General features: G+C 37.3%; 19 protein-coding genes. 9 read left to right on the top strand and 10 right to left on the bottom strand.

What is annotated here, in order from left to right:
• Positions 1-19: 19 nt before the first annotated feature.
• The 3 genes from pruA to WBG21_RS05330 form a co-directional block, all read right to left on the bottom strand.
• On the bottom strand, positions 20-1651 hold the full coding sequence (pruA, locus tag WBG21_RS05340) for an L-glutamate gamma-semialdehyde dehydrogenase (protein WP_340075569.1): 1632 nt from the start codon (positions 1649-1651) through the stop codon (positions 20-22).
• Positions 1652-1724: 73 nt separating this feature from the next.
• Entirely contained in the window at positions 1725-2111 is a 387-nt protein-coding gene (gene apaG, locus WBG21_RS05335) for a Co2+/Mg2+ efflux protein ApaG (RefSeq protein WP_340075567.1), read from the bottom strand.
• 126 nt (positions 2112-2237) lie between these two features.
• Positions 2238-3488 (bottom strand): type IX secretion system plug protein, encoded by a 1251-nt coding sequence (locus tag WBG21_RS05330; protein ID WP_340075565.1) that lies wholly within the window; start codon positions 3486-3488, stop codon positions 2238-2240.
• Positions 3489-3656: 168 nt separating this feature from the next.
• On the opposite strand from WBG21_RS05330, the gene WBG21_RS05325 reads away from it, so the two are divergent.
• The 8 genes from WBG21_RS05325 to WBG21_RS05290 all read left to right on the top strand — a co-directional run bounded on the left by WBG21_RS05325 (position 3657) and on the right by WBG21_RS05290 (position 11048).
• A complete protein-coding gene (locus WBG21_RS05325) occupies positions 3657-5015 on the top strand; it encodes a Na(+)-translocating NADH-quinone reductase subunit A (protein ID WP_340075563.1) in 1359 nt (452 codons plus the stop codon).
• A 12-nt stretch (positions 5016-5027) separates the two neighbouring features.
• Positions 5028-6200, top strand: a complete 1173-nt coding sequence (locus WBG21_RS05320; protein ID WP_340075561.1) for an NADH:ubiquinone reductase (Na(+)-transporting) subunit B — start codon at positions 5028-5030, stop codon at positions 6198-6200.
• Between the two features lie 2 nt (positions 6201-6202).
• Entirely contained in the window at positions 6203-6925 is a 723-nt protein-coding gene (locus WBG21_RS05315) for a Na(+)-translocating NADH-quinone reductase subunit C (RefSeq protein ID WP_340075559.1), read from the top strand.
• Between the two features lie 6 nt (positions 6926-6931).
• Positions 6932-7651 carry an NADH:ubiquinone reductase (Na(+)-transporting) subunit D gene (locus WBG21_RS05310; RefSeq protein ID WP_340075557.1) on the top strand — a complete coding sequence of 240 codons (720 nt, stop codon included), beginning with the start codon at positions 6932-6934 and terminating at the stop codon, positions 7649-7651.
• 23 nt (positions 7652-7674) lie between these two features.
• Positions 7675-8289, top strand: coding sequence for an NADH:ubiquinone reductase (Na(+)-transporting) subunit E (gene nqrE, locus WBG21_RS05305; RefSeq protein WP_340075555.1), 615 nt, complete (start codon positions 7675-7677; stop codon positions 8287-8289).
• 18 nt (positions 8290-8307) lie between these two features.
• Positions 8308-9600, top strand: a complete 1293-nt coding sequence (nqrF, locus tag WBG21_RS05300; RefSeq protein WP_340075553.1) for an NADH:ubiquinone reductase (Na(+)-transporting) subunit F — start codon at positions 8308-8310, stop codon at positions 9598-9600.
• A gap of 73 nt (positions 9601-9673) precedes the next feature.
• Positions 9674-10030, top strand: a complete 357-nt coding sequence (locus WBG21_RS05295) for a Na(+)-translocating NADH-quinone reductase subunit F (RefSeq protein ID WP_340075551.1) — start codon at positions 9674-9676, stop codon at positions 10028-10030.
• Positions 9987-11048, top strand: a complete 1062-nt coding sequence (locus WBG21_RS05290) for an FAD:protein FMN transferase (protein WP_340075549.1) — start codon at positions 9987-9989, stop codon at positions 11046-11048. Before WBG21_RS05295 ends, WBG21_RS05290 begins: the two co-directional genes overlap by 44 nt.
• 4 nt (positions 11049-11052) lie before the next feature.
• On the opposite strand, the gene WBG21_RS05285 is transcribed toward WBG21_RS05290, so the two are convergent.
• Both WBG21_RS05285 and map read right to left on the bottom strand, forming a co-directional pair.
• Complete coding sequence (locus WBG21_RS05285; RefSeq protein WP_340075547.1) at positions 11053-11817, bottom strand: class I SAM-dependent methyltransferase; 765 nt, start codon at positions 11815-11817, stop codon at positions 11053-11055.
• Complete coding sequence (gene map, locus WBG21_RS05280) at positions 11801-12631, bottom strand: type I methionyl aminopeptidase (RefSeq protein WP_340075545.1); 831 nt, start codon at positions 12629-12631, stop codon at positions 11801-11803. Before map ends, WBG21_RS05285 begins: the two co-directional genes overlap by 17 nt.
• 113 nt (positions 12632-12744) lie before the next feature.
• On the opposite strand from map, the gene WBG21_RS05275 reads away from it, so the two are divergent.
• Complete coding sequence (locus WBG21_RS05275; RefSeq protein WP_340075543.1) at positions 12745-14625, top strand: YVTN family beta-propeller repeat protein; 1881 nt, start codon at positions 12745-12747, stop codon at positions 14623-14625.
• Positions 14626-14628: 3 nt separating this feature from the next.
• On the opposite strand, the gene gpmI is transcribed toward WBG21_RS05275, so the two are convergent.
• The 5 genes from gpmI to WBG21_RS05250 form a co-directional block, all read right to left on the bottom strand.
• Complete coding sequence (gene gpmI, locus WBG21_RS05270) at positions 14629-16146, bottom strand: 2,3-bisphosphoglycerate-independent phosphoglycerate mutase (protein ID WP_340075541.1); 1518 nt, start codon at positions 16144-16146, stop codon at positions 14629-14631.
• 123 nt (positions 16147-16269) lie between these two features.
• Positions 16270-16437, bottom strand: a complete 168-nt coding sequence (locus tag WBG21_RS05265) for a DUF6747 family protein (RefSeq protein ID WP_340075539.1) — start codon at positions 16435-16437, stop codon at positions 16270-16272.
• 225 nt (positions 16438-16662) lie between these two features.
• On the bottom strand, positions 16663-17391 hold the full coding sequence (locus WBG21_RS05260; RefSeq protein ID WP_340075537.1) for a M15 family metallopeptidase: 729 nt from the start codon (positions 17389-17391) through the stop codon (positions 16663-16665).
• A 136-nt stretch (positions 17392-17527) separates the two neighbouring features.
• A complete protein-coding gene (locus tag WBG21_RS05255; protein WP_340075535.1) occupies positions 17528-18679 on the bottom strand; it encodes a gliding motility-associated C-terminal domain-containing protein in 1152 nt (383 codons plus the stop codon).
• Positions 18680-18697: 18 nt separating this feature from the next.
• Positions 18698-19550: collagen-like domain-containing protein (locus WBG21_RS05250; RefSeq protein ID WP_461782244.1), on the bottom strand; the 853-nt coding region annotated here is incomplete at its 5' end.

Raw genomic sequence — 19550 nt, 5'->3', positions numbered from 1 at the left:
CACAATCAACATATAGTTGCTATTCTCCCATAAACGGATAACGGTAATCCGTTGATGGCACAAATGTTTCCTTAATGAGCCGCGGGGATACCCAGCGCAATAAATTTTGCATAGAACCTGCTTTGTCATTCGTTCCTGAGGCTCTGGCACCACCGAAAGGTTGTTGGCCTACTACAGCTCCTGTTGGTTTGTCATTTAAGTAGAAGTTTCCGGCACAATTTTCCAAAGCTCTTGTTGCTTCTTCCAATGCATAGCGGTCTTGTGAAAACACTGCACCGGTAAGTGCATATTCCGAGGTAGTATCAACCAATTCCAACGTTTTTTGCCAATCAGCATCTTCATAAACATAAACCGTTACTACCGGACCAAACAATTCGGTCGTCATGGTTTTATATTGCGAATCTGTTGTCAAAATAACCGTAGGTTCTATAAAGTATCCTTTGGATTTGTCATAGCTGCCACCGGCAATAATTTCTGCTTCTTTATCTGCTTTTGCTTGATCGATATAACTGGCTAACTTATCAAAAGCCCCTTCGTGGATTACCGCAGTGACAAAATTGCTCATGTCCTCCGGTGAGCCCGGCTTATTAAAGGAAGCTATATCTTCTTTTACATGCCCCAATACTTCATCAGCAAGTGATTTAGGTAAATAAACCCGTGATGCCGCACTACATTTTTGTCCTTGAAATTCAAAAGCCCCTCTGACAATGGCAGTTGCAACTTGTTTTGGGTTGGAGGAAGGGTGTGCAATGATAAAATCTTTCCCTCCTGTTTCTCCAACAATTTTCGGATAGGTCTTATAGGTATGAATATTGGCACCTATTTTTTTCCATAATTCTTTGAATACAAATGTAGAACCTGTGAAATGGAGACCAGAAAAATCGGGACTTGCCAGTACTGTATCTGTAATCATTACAGGGTCGCCATATACTACATTGATAACCCCATCAGGTACGCCGGCTTCTTTGAAAATATCTACTACGACTTTGGCTGAGAATATCTGGCTATCGCTTGGTTTCCAAACAACAACGTTCCCCATCATGGCAGCACTTGCCGGAAGGTTCCCTGAAATCGCTGTGAAGTTGAAAGGGGTAATGGCGTATACAAAACCTTCTAATGGACGGTATTCCACACGGTTCCATATCCCTTCACTCGACTCGGGCTGCTCTCCATAAATCTGCGACATGTATTCTACATTGAAACGAAGGAAATCAATCAATTCACAAGCAGCATCAATTTCTGCCTGGTGTATCGTTTTTGACTGGGCAAGCATGGTAGCTGCATTAATTTTCGCGCGGTAGGGGCCTGCAATCAGTTCAGCAGCTTTCATGAAAATGGAAGCACGTTGCTCCCATGATACAGCCGCCCATTTTTTTCGGGCTTCTAAAGCAGTGGCAATTGCTTTTTCCACATGTTGTTTTTCTGCTAAATGGTATTGCCCTACAATATGTTGATGGTCATGTGGGGGCGACATGGTATTTGTATTACCAGTCCGTACTTCCTCGCCGCCAATATACATGGGCACATCTATTTTGGCATTGTAATATGTTTTATATTGCTTTAAAACAGCTTCTCTTTCGGGGGTTCCGGGCGCATACGATTTTACAGGTTCGTTAACGGCCACAGGAACATGAAAAAAACCTTTTCCCATACTAATTTATTTATGATTTTAAAATGTTTTCAAAGGTACTAAATGCCGTTTGCTTAGAAAATAAAATGGTCAATTAATTAAGTGCAAAAGGGGCACAAAGTTTAAAGACAGGAATAATGACACGGAATTTTCTGGTAGATGTAAAGTTCACCATATTGTAATGCCCCCGCATGGCTCCAATAGGAGAAGTAAGCAAACACCCTGAACTGTAGCTATGGGACTGTCCGGGTTTTAATACCGGTTTTTTACCGATAACCCCTTCTCCATCTACAATTTCAACTTCATTCAAAGAATCAAAAATTTTCCAATGACGCGCTGTTAATTGCACAGAGTCCTTACTTTGGTTTTCAATAGTGATACGGTAACCAAAGGCAAAATGCATCCTATAGTTTTTGTAGAATGTACCTTCAAAACTAGTTTCCACAGAGATTTTAATCCCTTTAGTTACTTGTGTGATCATAGAATATCCTATAACTTACGCTTTTTCAAAAATACAAATTTTATATCGCCAACATATTGGTTTTATATATTTTTTTACATTTTGGCTTACGTTAAATCCTTTATTATCATACAATAAGGAAATTCTTTAATTTGAAATGTTTACAGAACTTGCACTACCAATGCCTATAATACTATCATACATTTCTCCAAAATTCCGATAGTAAACAATCACAAGGTAATTGTTTTCTGTTGCAAAATGATTTCCGGATATTTTAACGTGATTTATACTTCCTTTATCATCTACCGTAACATACTTATAATTGTAAAACCCCTGTTTCAATATGATGGATGTTTCCAGTAGCTTTTCTTGTTCATTGAATTTCAATTTATTCTCGCTTGTAAGCACATAATTATTAAACTTTCCATATACATATACATTGTCTAGTCCTATGAAATTATCATATTCCAAAGCAAAATGTACTCGTGCATAATCTGATTCAATATGGCTATCAGTTCCTTCAAGGGTACGGATCAGAAAATCGCCATTCAGATCAGGGTTATATGCGTAGGGTAATGTATTTCTGTTTCTGTTCCTGTCCACATATAAGTAGTGGTTATATATATCCTCTAAAGACACCTTAAGAATTCCATTCCCTGCAGTACGGATTTCTTTATTGTCAAAAAACAAAAATTCATTTCCCCCATCAAAAGCAGTCTCTTTATCATACCTATACACCAACTGATTACCTGAATAAAACTGTGGTTTTATATCTGTAATAGCTCCGGGCCAATAGCTGTTTTGAAGAATGGCCACTTTTACTTGTTGTTGTGGGTTTACCAGTGGTTTGCCCCGGCTATCAATAACAAATTGAACTACCTGCTTCTCATTGATAACACTCAAATTCCGGGACCTTTTCAAAATAACCTCAACAGAAACAAGGTCCTTATATACCACAAACCTTCTGGAGAACATCAATGCATCATTGGCATTGTATATTTTCAAGATATAATTACCAGATAGTTTTATACGGGTCAGGTTATTAGGAAAGGTAAGTTGGTAATTAGAATAAGGCTGTAGCGTATTATACGAGTTTTGATAATTGACAATACGTTGGTTGTCCAACCCATTCAAATACTGCTGTTTAGAAAGGTTGGAGGGTGTCCAATCATAATTGCAATGCACTATCTTATAATAGTAATCTGCCTCACTTGCTGTTATATCATCAAAAGAAAGTGTAAAAGTTTCGCCAATCCGCACAACCGGAAACTGATCGCCCTCCCGGTCACCTTTAAAAACGATGGATTTTATATAATCCGGTGGGGTTATTTCCTCTTCTTTCTGTGCATGAAGAATTGTTGAAAAGAATAAAAGAAAAAGAATAATACCTTTTTTCATGCTTTATTTTTGTGATATTGCTCGTAAATATAAGCAAAATACATGCCTAAAAGGTTTAACATTTCATATCAAATAAATTTATGTAAATATTAGGCATACAACCTATTTAATTCATAAATTTGCACCGATTTTTGAATCAGCACAATTTCTATTAAAGATTACATAAACATGTCCAACGACATTCGTATTAAAAGGGGCTTAAATATTAAGCTGAAAGGTGAAGCAGAAAAACTTGTTTTTGAAGCACCAAAATCCAAAAATTTTGCAATCAAACCCACTGATTTTCATAATATCACCCCAAAAATGGTGGTTAAAGAAGGGGCTCCCCTCAAGGCAGGGGATGTTATTTTCTTCTCGAAATACAGTGATAAAGTAAAGTTTGTTTCCCCTGTAAGCGGAACACTCAAAGAAATAAAAAGAGGTGCCAAGAGACGTATTTTAGAAGTAGTTATTGAAGCAGATAATAAAGATAACTACAAAGATTTTGGGGCCATTAAAGATGTTAATAAGCTTTCTTTAGAGGAAGTTAAAATACACCTTTTAGAAAGTGGTTGCTGGCCTTTTATTAAACAACGTCCCTATGATGTTATAGCAAATCCTGATGATTGTCCAAAAGCTATTTTTATATCAGGACTTAATACCGCTCCATTAAGTGCTGATATTGAGTTTATCCTAAAAGATCGTAAAGATGATTTTCAAGCAGGGATTGATGCAATCTCAAAATTAACCGAGGGAAAAACACACCTCTCCATAGATCGTGATTCCACTTCATTTCTCTCAGAGATTAAAGGTGTTGAAGTCCATAAAGTAGGAGGCCCACACCCGGCAGGAAATGTAGGTGTTCAAATTCATCATATTGACCCTATCAATGCAGGAGAACGTATTTGGGTAATCAATCCTGAAGATGTTGCCATAATAGGAAAACTGTTCCGTACAGGAAAGTTTGATGCTACCCGTATCATTGCAGTAGTTGGCTCCCCGGTTGAAAAACCAAGATATTACAAAACTATTATAGGGTCAGAAGTAAGCACCTTTGTGAAAGACGCAGGAGTTGAAAACACTACTCCAATCCGAATGATTAATGGTGACGTCCTTACAGGAACAAGAACAGCTCCAGACGGTTATTTGAGTTATTACAATAACACTTTTTCTATCCTTCCTGAAGGAAATCAATATCGTTTGTTCGGATGGCTTCCGTTTAAAGACAACTATATTCACAGTATGTCCAAGACATCTTTTTCATGGTTATTCCCAAATAAACGCTATCAAGCAAATACCAATTTAAATGGGGAAGAACGTGCCTTGGTAGTCACCGGAGAAATGGAGAAAGTATTGCCTATGGATATTTTTCCCATGCAATTGCTAAAAGAGTGCATGGCCGGAAATATTGAAAAAATGGAGAACCTAGGTATTTATGAAGTTGCTCCCGAAGACTTTGCTTTGATAGATTATGCTTGTACCTCGAAAATTGAGGCACAGGAAATCGTCAGGGAAGCATTAGATATAATGATTAAAGAGGTTGGTTAAAAATATAGAACTATGAGTTTTTTAAGAAAAAAAATAGATCAACTAAAAAAGCCTTTTAATAAAGGAAGTAAATGGGAAAAGTTTGCTCCGGCATTTAATGCGTTAGACACTTTCTTGTTTGTTCCCAATCATACTACTAAAAAAGGTGCTCATATCCGTGATGCTGTTGATTTAAAGCGGACTATGATCACAGTGATCATTGCTTTAATCCCAGCACTTATCTATGGCATATATAATACGGGATATCAACATTTATACCAATTAGGAGGCGAATTCACTACTATGGATGCTATTATACATGGTACGTGGAAAGTTTTGCCTATGATAGCTGTTTCTTATGGAGTAGGTCTTGCTATTGAATTTGCATTTGCCATATACAGAGGGCATGAAGTTAATGAAGGGTATTTGGTAACCGGAATGTTGATTCCTATGATTATGCCTGTAGATATTCCCCTTTGGATGGTGGCTGTATCTACAGCATTTGCAGTTATCATCGGAAAAGAAGCGTTTGGAGGCACCGGAATGAATATATTAAACCCTGCACTTACTGCTAGGGCTTTTGCATTCTTTGCATATCCAACCTATATGTCAGGAAATAAAGTCTGGGTTTCTGAAGCTACCAATGTAGATGCTATTTCGGGCGAAACTATTTTAGGGAAATTAGCCGCTGGAAATGAAGTAACATATGCAGCTATGGATATGTTTAGTGGAGCTATCCCCGGATCTATAGGAGAGACTTCTACTTTATGGATACTTGCAGGAGCTGCTATCCTCATTTTTACTGGTGTAGGTAGCTGGCGCATTATGCTAGGAGGGGTTATAGGAGCTGCTGCCATGGCTTTCTTTTTAAACTCATTGCCAGATTTAGGAATTCATTCAGGGAATGCACTGACCAATTTTCCATGGTTTCAACACTTGATTGTGGGTGGATTTGCATTCGGTATTGTCTTTATGGCGACCGATCCGGTCTCTGCAGCACAAACCACCAAAGGAAAATGGATTTATGGAATATTAGTAGGTATATTATGTATCCTTATCAGGATTTTAAACCCTGCATATCCTGAAGGTGTTATGCTGGCTATATTATTAATGAACGTATTTGCGCCTACTATTGACCATTACGTTATTGAAGCTAGTGTTAAAAGAAGAAAAAAGAGATTGTCTGCAAAAATTAAAACTGCTTAACTATGAACAGGGACAGTAACGCATATACGTTTATATTCGCTATCATAATGGTTGTGGTAGTAGGTGCTACTTTAGCTATTGCTGCCACTTCACTAAAATCAAGACAAGATGATAATGTGCGAAAAGAAAAAATGCAAAATATATTGAGCACTATCGGTGTAGATGTTGACAGAGAAGGCGCCGAAGCAATGTATAAGGAATATGTAAAACAAGAACTTTCATTGACGGCTGATGGAAATATTGATGAAGCTGTAAATGCTTTTGACATCGATTTAAAAAAAGAACTAAAAAAAGCCCCCGATGGACAACGCTTCCCCTTATATATTGCTTATGTAGAAGGTACCCGTTTTTATATTGTACCACTTAGAGGTGCAGGCTTATGGGATGCTATATGGGGATATATCTCTTTACGGGAAGACTTAAACACCGTTAAAGGGGCGGTTTTTGACCATAAAGGAGAAACTCCAGGCCTAGGTGCAGAAATAACACAAGATTGGTTTGAAAAACGTTTTGTTGATGAAAAGATCTTTGATGAAAATGGAAACCTGCAAGGAATTACTGTGCTAAAAGGAAATGACGATCCACAAAATAAGGAAGATCATGAAGTAGATGCTATTTCCGGAGCTACCATTACCGGAGATGGGGTTACCAATATGATAAAAGAGCGATTAGCACACTACCTACCCTATTTTGAAAAAGAAAAAACACAATTAGTTTTAAAATAATTTGTCATGGCTAAAGATACTAACAAAGAAAAAGATGCTACCATCCTCTTTGTCGCAAAAGAAAAGGAGCCATTATTTTCTAAAAAGAACAGAAAACTATTATCTGATCCATTAAATGATGACAATCCTATTACTGTGCAGGTTTTGGGCATTTGTTCTGCATTAGCAATCACAGTACAATTAAAACCTTCTATTGTAATGGCCATTGCAGTAATGGCTGTAATGGCATTTAGCAATGTTATCGTTTCTCTGATCAGAAACTTTATCCCCAACAGGATCCGAATTATTGTTCAACTTGTAGTTGTTGCTGCACTTGTAGTATTGGTTGACCAAGTCTTAAAAGCATTTGCTTACGATGTAAGCAAAGAGCTCTCTGTGTTTGTTGGACTCATTATTACAAACTGTATTGTAATGGGACGCTTGGAAGCATTTGCATTAGGAAATGGGGTATGGAAATCTTTTTTAGATGGTATTGGAAATGCAGCCGGTTATGGGCTAATCCTCATTATTGTTGCTTTTTTCAGGGAGCTTTTAGGTTCCGGAAAATTATTTGGTTATGAAGTTTTAGGGCACAAAGGTGCTACATTGGCTGAATCAACAGGCCTATATGCACTCGGCTATGAAAATAATGGTTTGATGTTGCTTTCGCCTGCAGCACTTTTAACAGTAGGTATCCTTATTTGGATACAACGTTCAAGAAATAGAAAACTCATAGAGAAACATTAAGTTTCAGTAAAGAATATCAAGGTATGGATTACTTAAATTTATTTGTGAAAAGTATTTTTATAGAGAACATGATTTTTGCCTATTTCTTAGGTATGTGTTCCTATCTGGCTGTATCAAAAACAGTAAAAACAGCGGTAGGCCTAGGTGCTGCCGTTATTTTCGTATTGGCCATTACAGTGCCTATTAATTATCTTTTAGATAATTATTTATTACGCCCGGGAGCTTTATCATGGCTGGGAGCAGAATATGCCGGTATGGACTTAAGCTTCTTAAGCTATATCATGTTTATTGCTGTTATCGCTTCTATGGTACAACTGGTAGAAATGGTTGTCGAAAAATTTGCTCCGGCATTGTATGGAGCCCTTGGTATCTTTCTGCCATTAATTGCTGTTAACTGTGCTATCTTAGGAGGCTCCTTGTTTATGCAACAAAAGGATTTTGGGGGTATCTCAGAAGCTGCTGTTTATGGGTTAGGTTCTGGCGTAGGGTGGTTTTTGGCTATTCTTGCAATTGCAGCTATTAGAGAAAAAATAACATATTCAAACGTTCCTGCCCCATTACGAGGTCTAGGGATCACATTTATTATAACGGGGCTCATGGCGTTAGGCTTTATGAGTTTTATGGGAATTAAATTATAATCATAGAGATAAAAGAAGATGGATTATTCAGTAATCATAGCCACATTAGTTGTTTTCTTGTTATTAGTACTTGTTTTAGTAGCTATTCTACTTGGAGCAAAAGCAAAATTAGTTCCTTCCGGGCCAGTTACTTTACACATAAATGGTGAAAATGATGTAGAAGTATCTTCAGGAGGGACGCTTCTTTCAACACTAGGCGATAACAAAATCTTTCTTCCATCTGCTTGTGGCGGTGGTGGGACCTGTATCCAATGTAAGTGCAAAGTACTGGAAGGTGGTGGTGAAATACTTCCTACGGAGGCACCTCATTTCACCCGAAAAGAAATTGCCGAAGGGTGGCGCTTGGGTTGTCAGGTAAAAGTAAAACAAGATATGGTTATTGAAGTTCCGGAAGAAGTTTTTGGTATTAAGAAGTGGGAAGCAGAAGTGGTACGAAACTACAATGTAGCCTCTTTTATCAAAGAATTTGTTGTTCGCATTCCGGAAGATATGGGTTACGAAGCAGGTGGTTATATCCAAATTGAAGTACCGCCTTGTGAGATAAAATACAGTGACATCGATATTACCGCCCACCCTGAAGAACATGATGATCCTAAAAAATTCCAAATGGAATGGGATAAATTCAACTTATGGCCTTTGGTAATGAAAAATTCGGAGACCATAGAACGTGCATATTCCATGGCTTCTTATCCTGCAGAAGGTCGTGATATTATGCTGAATGTACGTATTGCCACCCCACCATGGGACCGCAATAAAAATGGATGGATGGACGTAAACCCAGGTATTGCTTCTTCTTATATTTTTTCAAAAAAACCAGGTGATAAAGTAACAATTTCAGGGCCTTATGGCGAATTTTTCATCAACCATAGTGATGCTGAAATGTTGTATGTAGGTGGTGGTGCAGGAATGGCTCCTATGCGTTCACATTTATATCATCTATTCAAAACATTAAAAACTGGGAGAAAAGTAACGTATTGGTACGGAGGACGTTCCAAACGGGAACTGTTCTATACGGAACACTTTAGGGCATTAGAAAGAGATTTTCCTAATTTCAAGTTCTACATAGCACTTTCAGAACCACTACCTGAAGATAACTGGAAGGTAAAAGACGGATTGGATGGTGAAGGTGATGGCTTTGTTGGTTTTGTACACCAAGTAGTAATAGATAATTATTTATCTGAGCATGAAACCCCAGAAGACATTGAAGTATATTTCTGTGGCCCACCTCTTATGAATAAAGCTGTTGAGAAAATGGCAGAAGATTTTGGCGTGCCACCTGAAAATGTACGCTTTGACGATTTTGGAGGATAAACTCAAAATATAAAAAACCGATAGCCTATACAAACTATCGGTTTTTTGATTAATGTGACAAACCACTAAACCAATGAAGGCACTCACAGAACAAGAGCTACATAATCTTGCTATGAATGTAACAGGAAAGGAGCTTGAAAAAAAAGGTTTTGAATTCTTATCTGTTAATAGCAAACTAAAAAAAGACCCTCAGTTTGTTTGTATAAAAGGAAAGAAACTTTATTTCGTTATTGTAAAAGCCATCACATATCCTAAAGATCCTAAAAAATTTGATATTATCTTTATGGAAACTATTAAGACACATGCATTAAAATTTAAAGCAAAAATATTGTATGCAGGTGTCGGTATTGCCAATGCCTCTGATTACGAAAAACCCATATATAAACATGAAGAGTTTGTTATCAATTACCAAGGTATTATCGAAATATGAGTTGTTAAAATCAGTTTTTACCCTCTTTATATCTATAAGTATTATAGGCTGTACAAAACACTCAGAAGTTATATATAGAGTAGAACAAGGGTATGCATTAGGGACCACTTATAACATTAAATATGAAGTGAAAAATGATTCTATCAATCTTAAAGATGCTATTGAGGATATCTTTAAGCATGTGAACAAATCTATGTCCACATACCTCCCTACTTCCGATATTTCTAGGATCAACAAGGGTGACTCCACCATAGTAATTGACACTTTGTTCAAAGAGGTTTATATTGTATCCAAAGATATTTGGAAAAAGACCGATGGGACTTTTGACCCTACCGTAGGGAGTTTGGTAAATGCGTGGGGATTTGGTCCGGAAAACCCGTTGAACGATATAACACAAAAACAAGTAGATAGTATCTTAACATTTGTTGGGTTTGATAAAGTAGCTCTCACCAACGATAATCGAATTGTAAAAAACCACCCAAGTATTTTTCTTGATTTTAATGCCATCGCTAAAGGATACACCATAGACCTCATAGGGAGGCTTTTTAATGAAAAGGGTATCGAAAATTACCTGATTGAGTTAGGTGGAGAAATACTGACAAAAGGGAAAAATTCTAAATTGGTGAAAGACTGGGTCGTAGCTATTGATCATCCATTGCAAACAGAAGAAAAACGTACCCTAATTGCCAAAGTGAAACTGGAAGATAAGGCAATGGCTACTTCAGGAAATTATAGAAAATTCCGAATTGATAAAAAAACAGGAGCACATTATGTGCATACCATCGATACCAAAACAGGCTATCCTAAAAAAAGCAATGTGCTGAGTGTGTCTGTTATTGCACCTACTTGTATGGAGGCCGATGCCTATGCAACCGCTCTTATGGTAATGGACTTGGAAAAAGCAAAGCAATTATTAAAACAGCTGAATGGTATTGATGCGTATATTATCATTGCAGATAAAGATGGTGATATTGAAAAATATACTACCAAAGGATTTCAAGAATTATTAATTGATTAATTGATTATTTAAAACAAATAGGAATAATCTCTTTAGGTGCCAATCCATATTTTTTTACTTCCCCTTCACTTAACTTTTCAGCATAGGCTACCTCCTCTACCTTGAAACCAATGCTCCGTAACTTATCAAAATAATCCCTCCCGTACACTCGTACATGATCGTATTGTCCAAATATCTTTGCTCTTTCTTTTGGATCTGTAATGCTGTCGTCTTCAAATGTTTTCTCCCTATTTAAATCTTGTGGGATTTGAAAAATGCCCCATCCCCCAGGCTTCATAACCCGATACAGCTCTCGCATGGCTTTTGTATCATCTTTGATATGTTCCAGAACATGGTTACAAAAAATAATATCAAATTCATTGTCCTGAAAAGGGAGGTTACATATATCAGCTTTAATATCGGCTAATGGTGAGTTTAAATCGGTAGTAGTATATTCAATATTTTTCATCTTTCTGAACCGCTTGTAAAAAGCTTGCTCCGGGGCAAAATGCAATACCTTTTTGGAGGCGGAAAAAAAGTCTGTTTCGTTTTTTAAATACAACCACAATAACCGGTGCCGTTCCAGGGAAAGTGTTCCCGGAGAAAGTACATTCTCACGTTGTTTACCATAGCCATAAGGTAAAAACGTCCGATAGCTTTTTCCATTAATAGGGTCAATATATCTCCCTCCTCGGTATAGAATATCTAATAAGGGTTTCAGGAAATAGCTTATCCGGATTAAAAATGTGCGTGGAAAAAAACGGAGAAAAAATTTAAAGAGTTTCTTCATTAGTTACTATCTGCTGCCGAAATGGCACTTCTTCATCGCTAGTTATTCCAAGGGCTTCATAAATATATTGAAATGTGGACAACAATTCAGGTTTACCATTGACGATAGCAACATTGTGTTCAAAGTGTGCACTAGGCTTCCCGTCAGCCGTTAAAATTGTCCACCCGTCCCGTAATTGTTTAATACGGCGTGTTCCCATATTGATCATAGGTTCTATGGCCACTACCATCCCTTCAACAAATTTTTTGCCCCGACCACGTTTTCCATAATTGGGCATTTCAGGATCTTCATGCATTTTTTTTCCTATTCCATGGCCTACCAACTCCCTTACGACACCATAACCGTGTTTTTCACAATATTGTTGAATGGCATGACCAACATCCCCTACTCTATTTCCCACTTTAAACTCTGCAATTCCAATATACAATGATTCTTTGGTGACTTTGAGAAGGTTTTTAGTAGCTTCATCCACCTCTCCTACTTCAAAAGTATAGGCGTGGTCTCCATAAAAACCATTTTTTAATACACCACAATCAATAGAGATAATATCACCTTCTTTTAGTGGCGTATCATCAGGAATTCCATGAACCACTTGTGCATTTGGGCTCATGCATAAACTATTAGGAAAATCATAAAGCCCTAAAAACCCCGGAACTGCATCATGATCCCTAATAAACATTTCTGCTAGCTTATCTAGATACAATGTGGTAACCCCCGGCTTTATCTCCTTTGCCAACATTCCCAATGTTTTGGAGACAAGAAGGGCACTTCTCCGCATCAATTCTATTTCTTCAGCTGTTTTAAGCTGTATCATACTATACATTAAAAAGCAAAAGTACTTATATATTTTTAAATAGTTAAAGTTCTGTTATAAACCAAATACCATAACCATTATTAATATATTTTTAGCATCATAATACCGTATTAATGGAAGATAACACAAATAATCTTTGCCTTACTTTAATAGCAGTGATGTTTCTTTATGGAACCCTCTTAACAGGCCAAAACACACCTCATAAAAAAATGTTTGAATATGGTAATATATCAACAAAAAACATAGAATATTCTCCAAGTTTTTCAAATTCGGGAGACGAGCTTTATTTTGTAAAAAGCGAAGGTGAATGGGGAAAAGGCAACCTTAAAAATTCTATTTATTATTCCGTTAAGGAAAATGGAAAATGGTCAACTCCAAAAATAGCACCTTTTTCAGGTGTATACGATGATAGTGGCCCGCATCTTTCAAAGGATGGTAAAACTTTATTTTTTATTTCAAAGAGACCTTCTGATTCCCCTGTGGTTTCTGCAGATATATGGATGGTAGAAAAAGCTAAAAATGGATCATGGAAAAGCCCTGTCAGATTAGATGATTTTATAAATTCTGATAGAAATGAATACAGTCCCCGTACTGATAAAAATGGTAATTTATATTTTGCTTCTAATCGTTCAGGAGGTTATGGCCAAGGGGATCTTTATGTAGCTAAAAAGATAGGTGAAAAATATATGTCTCCTATTAATTTAGGTAACTCACTTAATACAGATACAGGAGAATGGAACCTTGAAATAAATGACACAGGGGATTTAATTCTTTTTGAAGCCTCACAACGAAAACAAAACCTCACACCATATGGAGATCTTTATATAAGTTTTTTAATTTCAAACAGATGGACTATCCCCCAACATGTAAAAGAGTTAAACACTACCGGTAGTGACCTATATCCCGAATTAATAAATAATGATGAAATGTTATATTTCACGAGCAGTGACAGCCTTAAAAGCACAGACACTCAAATCTACTATACAGCTTTTAAGTCAATTCATAAAAAATATAAAGAACAGGCTGTTTTGCCCAAACAGTATTTATTTGTAGTAAATAGATCCGGGCATAATGTCACTATTATCGATTTGGATAATAAAAAATTAATTAAAAAGATTCCTGTAGGAATTGGCCCTCACGAAATAAGTATCACCAAAGATAATAGGTATGCCTTTGTTGCTAATTATGGGCGGTTTCCAAAACCACATGACAAGGCGATTCCAAGTAATGAGTTAAAATGGATGAATAACCCTCAAAATACAATTGTTAAAATTGATTTAAATGATTTTTCAACTAAAACCTTCAGCATCCCGAAAAGCTCTTCACATCATGGGATAGTAACCAATGCAGATGGTTCATTGGTATGGGTCACTGCACAAAACGAAGGACTTGTAAAAGAGCTTGATGGAAATACTGGAGAGGTGCTCCATCAATACAAAACAATGCCTGGGTCTCATATAATAAAAAGCTCCTCTGATTTTTCTAAATTATTTGTGTCAAATATTGAATCTAATTCAATTTCTATTATTAATTTAAATACAAAAGAAGTAACCCATATAGATACTCCAAAAGGTCCTGAAGGAATGGAACTATCTCCGGACGGCCTTCATTTATGGGTATTGTGCCATTCAAACAATAAAGGGTTAATTATTAACACAAAAACCCTGAAAACAGAAAAAGTGATCGATACCTATGGAAAGTTTCCTATTAAGTTAACATTTATAAATGATGAAGTATGGGTTGCAAATGTATTTAGTAGAAATATTACTATCTTTAATACACATACATATGAGCTAATTACCCAAATTGAATTGGAATCAACTCCTTTAAGTATTGCCTCAACAGAGAACGAGGTTTATGTTACTTTACCCAGAAAAAATCTTATTAAAGTTTTTAACCCAACCACAAGAAAAGAGATAGGGGAATATAATCCGGGAATTGAACCGGATGGGATGGCAATTCTTAATGATATAAATCAACAAATAAAAAGCTAGCATTTATATTAAAGGAGATTGCGTCATCTCCTTTGGTTGGGAAATTCCCATCAATTTTAAAATGGTGGGTGCTATAGCACTCAAAATACCATCACGAATGTGCTTTATATCCTTATCTACCAAGATTACAGGCACAGGGTTGGTGGTATGCGCTGTATTTGGGGTCCCATCAGGGTTTATCATAGTATCACAATTGCCATGATCGGCAATAATAATGGACGTATATCCATGCGCTGATGCAGCCGTAACCACATCCCTTGCACATTTATCAACCGTTTCACAAGCTTTTATAGCAGCTTCCATACTACCAGTATGACCTACCATATCCGGGTTGGCGAAGTTAAGGCATACGAAATCTACTTCCTCTTTTTGAAGTTCCGGAACAATTGCATCACGTATTTCATACGCACTCATTTCAGGTTTTAAATCATATGTGGCCACTTTGGGGGAAGGACACAGTATCCGTTGCTCTCCTTCAAAGGGTGCTTCCCTACCTCCATTAAAGAAAAAAGTAACATGTGGGTATTTTTCAGTTTCTGCAATCCGTATTTGTTTTTTTCCTGCTTTTGAAAGCACTTCTCCCAATGTTTCCTCTATATTGTCTTTATCATAAATGATTTGGATGTCCTCAAAAGTATCATCGTAATTCGTCATCGTCACATAATACAATGAGAGTTTATGCATGTTTTGTTCATGGAAATCCTGCTGGCTCAATGCCTGTGTAAGTTGCCTGCCCCTATCTGTCCTGAAGTTGAAAAAGATAACAACATCCCCTTCTCTTATTCGGGCTATGGGTTGATTATTCTCGTCTTGAATAACTATAGGCTTAATAAACTCATCCGTTATACCATTATCATAATTTTCTTGTATGCCTTGTAACACATTTTTATAAGGTGCTCCTTTCCCATTTACAATAAGGTCATAAGCTAATTTTACGCGTTCCCAACGCTTGTCCCTGTCCATGGCATAGTATCGTCCTACAACGGATGCCAAACGGGCTTTCGTTTTAACTAGGTATTTTTGTAAATCTTCAATAAACCCTTTACCGCTTTTTGGATCTACATCCCGGCCATCTGTAAATGCGTGAACGTACACCTTTTCTAGCCCAAAAGCTGTTGCTGCATCTATGAGGCCTTTTAAATGATTTATATGTGAATGCACCCCTCCATCGCTTACCAATCCTAAGAAATGGACGCTCTTATTATTCTTTAGTGCATATTCAAAGGCTCCTTCAAGTGCTTTTTCGTCTTTCAAGGTGTTCTTTTCAATAGCTACATTTATCTTAACCAAGTCTTGATACACAATCCTTCCGGCACCAATGTTCATATGCCCTACTTCACTGTTCCCCATCTGCCCCTCAGGAAGGCCTACATGCATACCGTCTGTTAGCAAGCTGGCATTAGGATATTTCTCATATAGTGAATCTACAAAGGGGGTATTTGCCTGTGCTATAGCCGATACATTAGGATCTGGAGATTTCCCCCAACCATCAAGGATCATTAAAAGAACCTTCTTATTCATTTGCTGTATTTTTTTCAAAGATAAGAAGTATCCTATTAAGCCTTCTAGGTTGAAAAACCAAAATCCTGTAGAACTTAGCTTGATGAAGCTTCTAACAAAAATTGCTTACGTCGGGGTTTATTGTTAAAAAGTAAACCCAGTTACCATTCTATAAACGAATGCATACAGTACCGTAAGAATGCATAAAAAGCAAAGCCACGCTATCGATTTCATAATAGGCACGGTAGGGTTCCCCCCTATTCCCCTAAAAGCACCTTCATAAATTTCTTTAAAGAGTAGAAATATTCTCATATACTATGTATTTTAATTAAGTATGATTTAAAATTACCATATACTTAAAGTAGTACATAAGAAAAGGGGGTGCCAAATAAGCTATAATTATCAATGCATAACAAAAAGAAGGGAGTGTCTAGTAGTGGGGATATTTACAGTAAAGGTATGCAACTTTTTAATTTAAAAAGAGAGCATACGCTTATCTGTACAATTCTATAGGTAAAAAACACTTCTTGCGCTATATTATAATAGTTTTGGGTTAATATCCAAAATATGCTCTTTGTAATATGACTGAATGAAATCGTCACTAAAATAACTATCCCCCATTAGCTCTTGTGCTCTGAATATTTGCTTTATATCCAGCTTCTTATATGCTTTTAACATCGGAACAGAAATCGGGGCATAACTGTAATGCCAAGGCTCGTATTTAAACCCTTTTCTATTTGCATTGTTTGTATAAACAAGATAATAGCCATAATCATTTGCATGCTCATCCATCCATTCTTTAAACGTACAGTAGGGCCCATCTCCATGAAATTTTTCCGGCACCAGCACATCACCCTTTTTTTCACCATTCCCGTCAATCATATCAATATCTGTTCCCCAATGATGTCTGGATGTTCCAGGAATTGTGGAATATGCAATAATTTTTTGTATGGTTGCTTCAGGTGATAGTCCGGCGGCAGTATATTGTTTATATTTTCGCTCATAAATCGATTTTTGTTTGAAATAATCACGATAACCGGAAACTACTTCTATGGCAATCCCTTCTTTTTTTGCTGCAGCTTTCATTTTGAGAAAAGCCTCATAGGCTTCTTTTCTAAGACCTATTTTATCACCATACAATACCGGGGCTCCTTTTCCAATCAATTCATCTTCAGAAAATTGTTGCATGCCATACAGGAAAGTTGGAGATATTCCAACAGCAATAGATACAGAGGCCGTTGTTTTTACAAAAGTGCGTCGTTTCATTTGCTTAATTCATTTATGGGTTCCTTTTTCAAAAACCATATCCATGGCATAAATTTAAGATTATTAAAACAAAAAATCACCCTGAATAAAATTCCGGATGACTTATAACAACACTATCAACTATACTCGATAATGGTTACCTGTTTATATAGATATACCCTTGCGTAGTAATACCTTGTTCTTTAAGTTCTAAAATATAATAATAAACTCCTGTGGGCAAGCCTTTATTTTTGTTGACAGCCGATGATACATTTGCAACACCGTTAAATGTATTGGCATATCCATCTACCTCATACACCAATGATCCCCATCGGTTATATATGCTCAATGTATTGTTAGGTTGCATTTCTATACCTTCAATAACAAAATAATCATTTAGCCCGTCACCATTTGGAGTCATTAAATAATTATCGGCGTCTAAATCACCTGTAACCGCTGAACCTACCGTAATTACAGCATATGCATCAGGAACAAACGATGCAGAAGTAATACTTCCCGAAGAAAAGCTTCCTGAGACATTTGTATTCCCTAGGTCTACCCATTGATTCTCCGAAATACTCCATCCCACTACCCTCAGATGTTGAATTGATGTTGCAAGTGATCCTACATCACTATTCGCATCCCAGGTAAGTGTCACTGTTACAGGACTGGAACCTTTAAGATCCCAGAACTCTTCATTACTTACAGCCTTCAGCAATAGCTGTTTTTGAGAAGTACTAAAATTAGTATTAAAATACATTGGAAAATTAGGGTCTTCATAAAAATAAGCCCCTTTAAAAAAACTTTCTTCTCCTCTTGGTGATATAGTCATTGGACGCAACATTTTATCATCGCCCAATGGAAATGTAAACGTTTCTTTTCCATAAATAGAAGCATATCCGTAAATATGCTCATTATCACTCTCGCCAAAAAACATGGCATCATTTAAAAAATCCAATGAAATAGTACGATCTCCTTTTGGTGTATGGATCCTACCGGAAATAAAATTTTCTACATGCGTTATTCCTACAGACGTCTCTAAAAAGAGGCCTTCAGGTACAGCTACCTCCATATCATAAAAGATCGGTCTTGATGTTCCTGAAATAGTAAGTGCTCCATCACTATAGAAGCCGGCTAATCCTACATTATTATCAAAACTCCCATCATCAATCAAATTTGTATGAAACCCTACTTGACCTTCTTCATGTATTTGAATACTTCCATAGTTATGGAATGCTGATTGTGCATGTAGTATAACACTCCACATGAATATAAGGATGTATTGTATTAGATTGTTTATTGTTTTCATGTCTATTAGAGGCTTTTATTAATAATCTAGTACTACAAAATGCCACTCACGGTCTTTAACTTTATTCTTTTTATCATCTTTATCCCCTTCAGATATCACCACATCAAAGCTGCCAGTGCTCTGAGTATCAATATGTATAAAGATTTTCTTCCTTGATCCATGCGTTTCTTTTACCGTCAGTTGAACTGTATAATCCGCAGTACTACGAGGCGTATTTAAAGTTACTCGATACCTTCCTTCAGATTGTCTTGTTACGGAAGCATTCTGAATCCGCAATGCAGTACCATCATCGGCTATTTTTCCAAAAGCTTTTATAGGACTTTCATAAAACGCACCTCCATCGGTTCCTGTACTAATGCTATTATTAGCGTCTGTACTGATGGTTCCTGGATCTCCCTGTGGGCCTTGGGGACCTGTCTCTCCCTGTGGACCCTGTGGACCTGTTTCTCCTTGTGGACCCTGTGGACCTGTCAGCCCTATCGGACCTTGAGGGCCTGTTTCACCTTGGGGACCCTGGGGGCCTGTCAATCCTATCGGACCTTGCGGACCTGTTTCTCCTTGAAGACCTTGGGGACCTGTCAATCCTATCGGACCTTGCGGACCTGTTTCTCCTTGTGGACCCTGTGGACCTGTCTCTCCTTGTGGACCTTGTGGACCTGTTTCACCTTGAGGGCCCTGTGGACCGGTCTCTCCTTGAAGACCTTGAGGACCTGTCAATCCTATCGGACCCTGAGGACCAGTTTCACCTTGGGGACCTTGCGGACCTGTTTCTCCTTGTGGGCCTTGGGGACCAGTTTCACCTTGGAGGCCTTGTGGACCTGTTTCACCTTGAGGGCCCTGTGGACCGGTCTCTCCTTGAAGACCTTGAGGA

The organism is Leptobacterium meishanense (assembly GCF_037645805.1).
Classification (GTDB): domain Bacteria; phylum Bacteroidota; class Bacteroidia; order Flavobacteriales; family Flavobacteriaceae; genus Leptobacterium_A; species Leptobacterium_A meishanense.
The sequence above is the reverse complement of the archived record's forward strand: the minus strand, read 5'-3'. Positions and strand labels throughout refer to the sequence as shown.

Coding starts and splice junctions, on each gene's coding strand:
- map (WP_340075545.1), bottom strand. CDS start 12,631: ATGATACAGCTTAAAACAGCTGAAGAAATAGAATTGATGCGGAGAAGT.
- gpmI (WP_340075541.1), bottom strand. CDS start 16,146: ATGAATAAGAAGGTTCTTTTAATGATCCTTGATGGTTGGGGGAAATCT.
- WBG21_RS05315 (WP_340075559.1), top strand. CDS start 6,203: ATGAACAGGGACAGTAACGCATATACGTTTATATTCGCTATCATAATG.
- nqrE (WP_340075555.1), top strand. CDS start 7,675: ATGGATTACTTAAATTTATTTGTGAAAAGTATTTTTATAGAGAACATG.
- WBG21_RS05290 (WP_340075549.1), top strand. CDS start 9,987: ATGAAGAGTTTGTTATCAATTACCAAGGTATTATCGAAATATGAGTTG.
- WBG21_RS05255 (WP_340075535.1), bottom strand. CDS start 18,679: ATGAAAACAATAAACAATCTAATACAATACATCCTTATATTCATGTGG.
- WBG21_RS05295 (WP_340075551.1), top strand. CDS start 9,674: ATGAAGGCACTCACAGAACAAGAGCTACATAATCTTGCTATGAATGTA.
- WBG21_RS05320 (WP_340075561.1), top strand. CDS start 5,028: ATGAGTTTTTTAAGAAAAAAAATAGATCAACTAAAAAAGCCTTTTAAT.
- WBG21_RS05310 (WP_340075557.1), top strand. CDS start 6,932: ATGGCTAAAGATACTAACAAAGAAAAAGATGCTACCATCCTCTTTGTC.
- WBG21_RS05325 (WP_340075563.1), top strand. CDS start 3,657: ATGTCCAACGACATTCGTATTAAAAGGGGCTTAAATATTAAGCTGAAA.
- WBG21_RS05330 (WP_340075565.1), bottom strand. CDS start 3,488: ATGAAAAAAGGTATTATTCTTTTTCTTTTATTCTTTTCAACAATTCTT.
- pruA (WP_340075569.1), bottom strand. CDS start 1,651: ATGGGAAAAGGTTTTTTTCATGTTCCTGTGGCCGTTAACGAACCTGTA.
- apaG (WP_340075567.1), bottom strand. CDS start 2,111: ATGATCACACAAGTAACTAAAGGGATTAAAATCTCTGTGGAAACTAGT.
- WBG21_RS05265 (WP_340075539.1), bottom strand. CDS start 16,437: ATGAGAATATTTCTACTCTTTAAAGAAATTTATGAAGGTGCTTTTAGG.
- nqrF (WP_340075553.1), top strand. CDS start 8,308: ATGGATTATTCAGTAATCATAGCCACATTAGTTGTTTTCTTGTTATTA.
- WBG21_RS05285 (WP_340075547.1), bottom strand. CDS start 11,817: ATGAAGAAACTCTTTAAATTTTTTCTCCGTTTTTTTCCACGCACATTT.
- WBG21_RS05275 (WP_340075543.1), top strand. CDS start 12,745: ATGGAAGATAACACAAATAATCTTTGCCTTACTTTAATAGCAGTGATG.
- WBG21_RS05260 (WP_340075537.1), bottom strand. CDS start 17,391: ATGAAACGACGCACTTTTGTAAAAACAACGGCCTCTGTATCTATTGCT.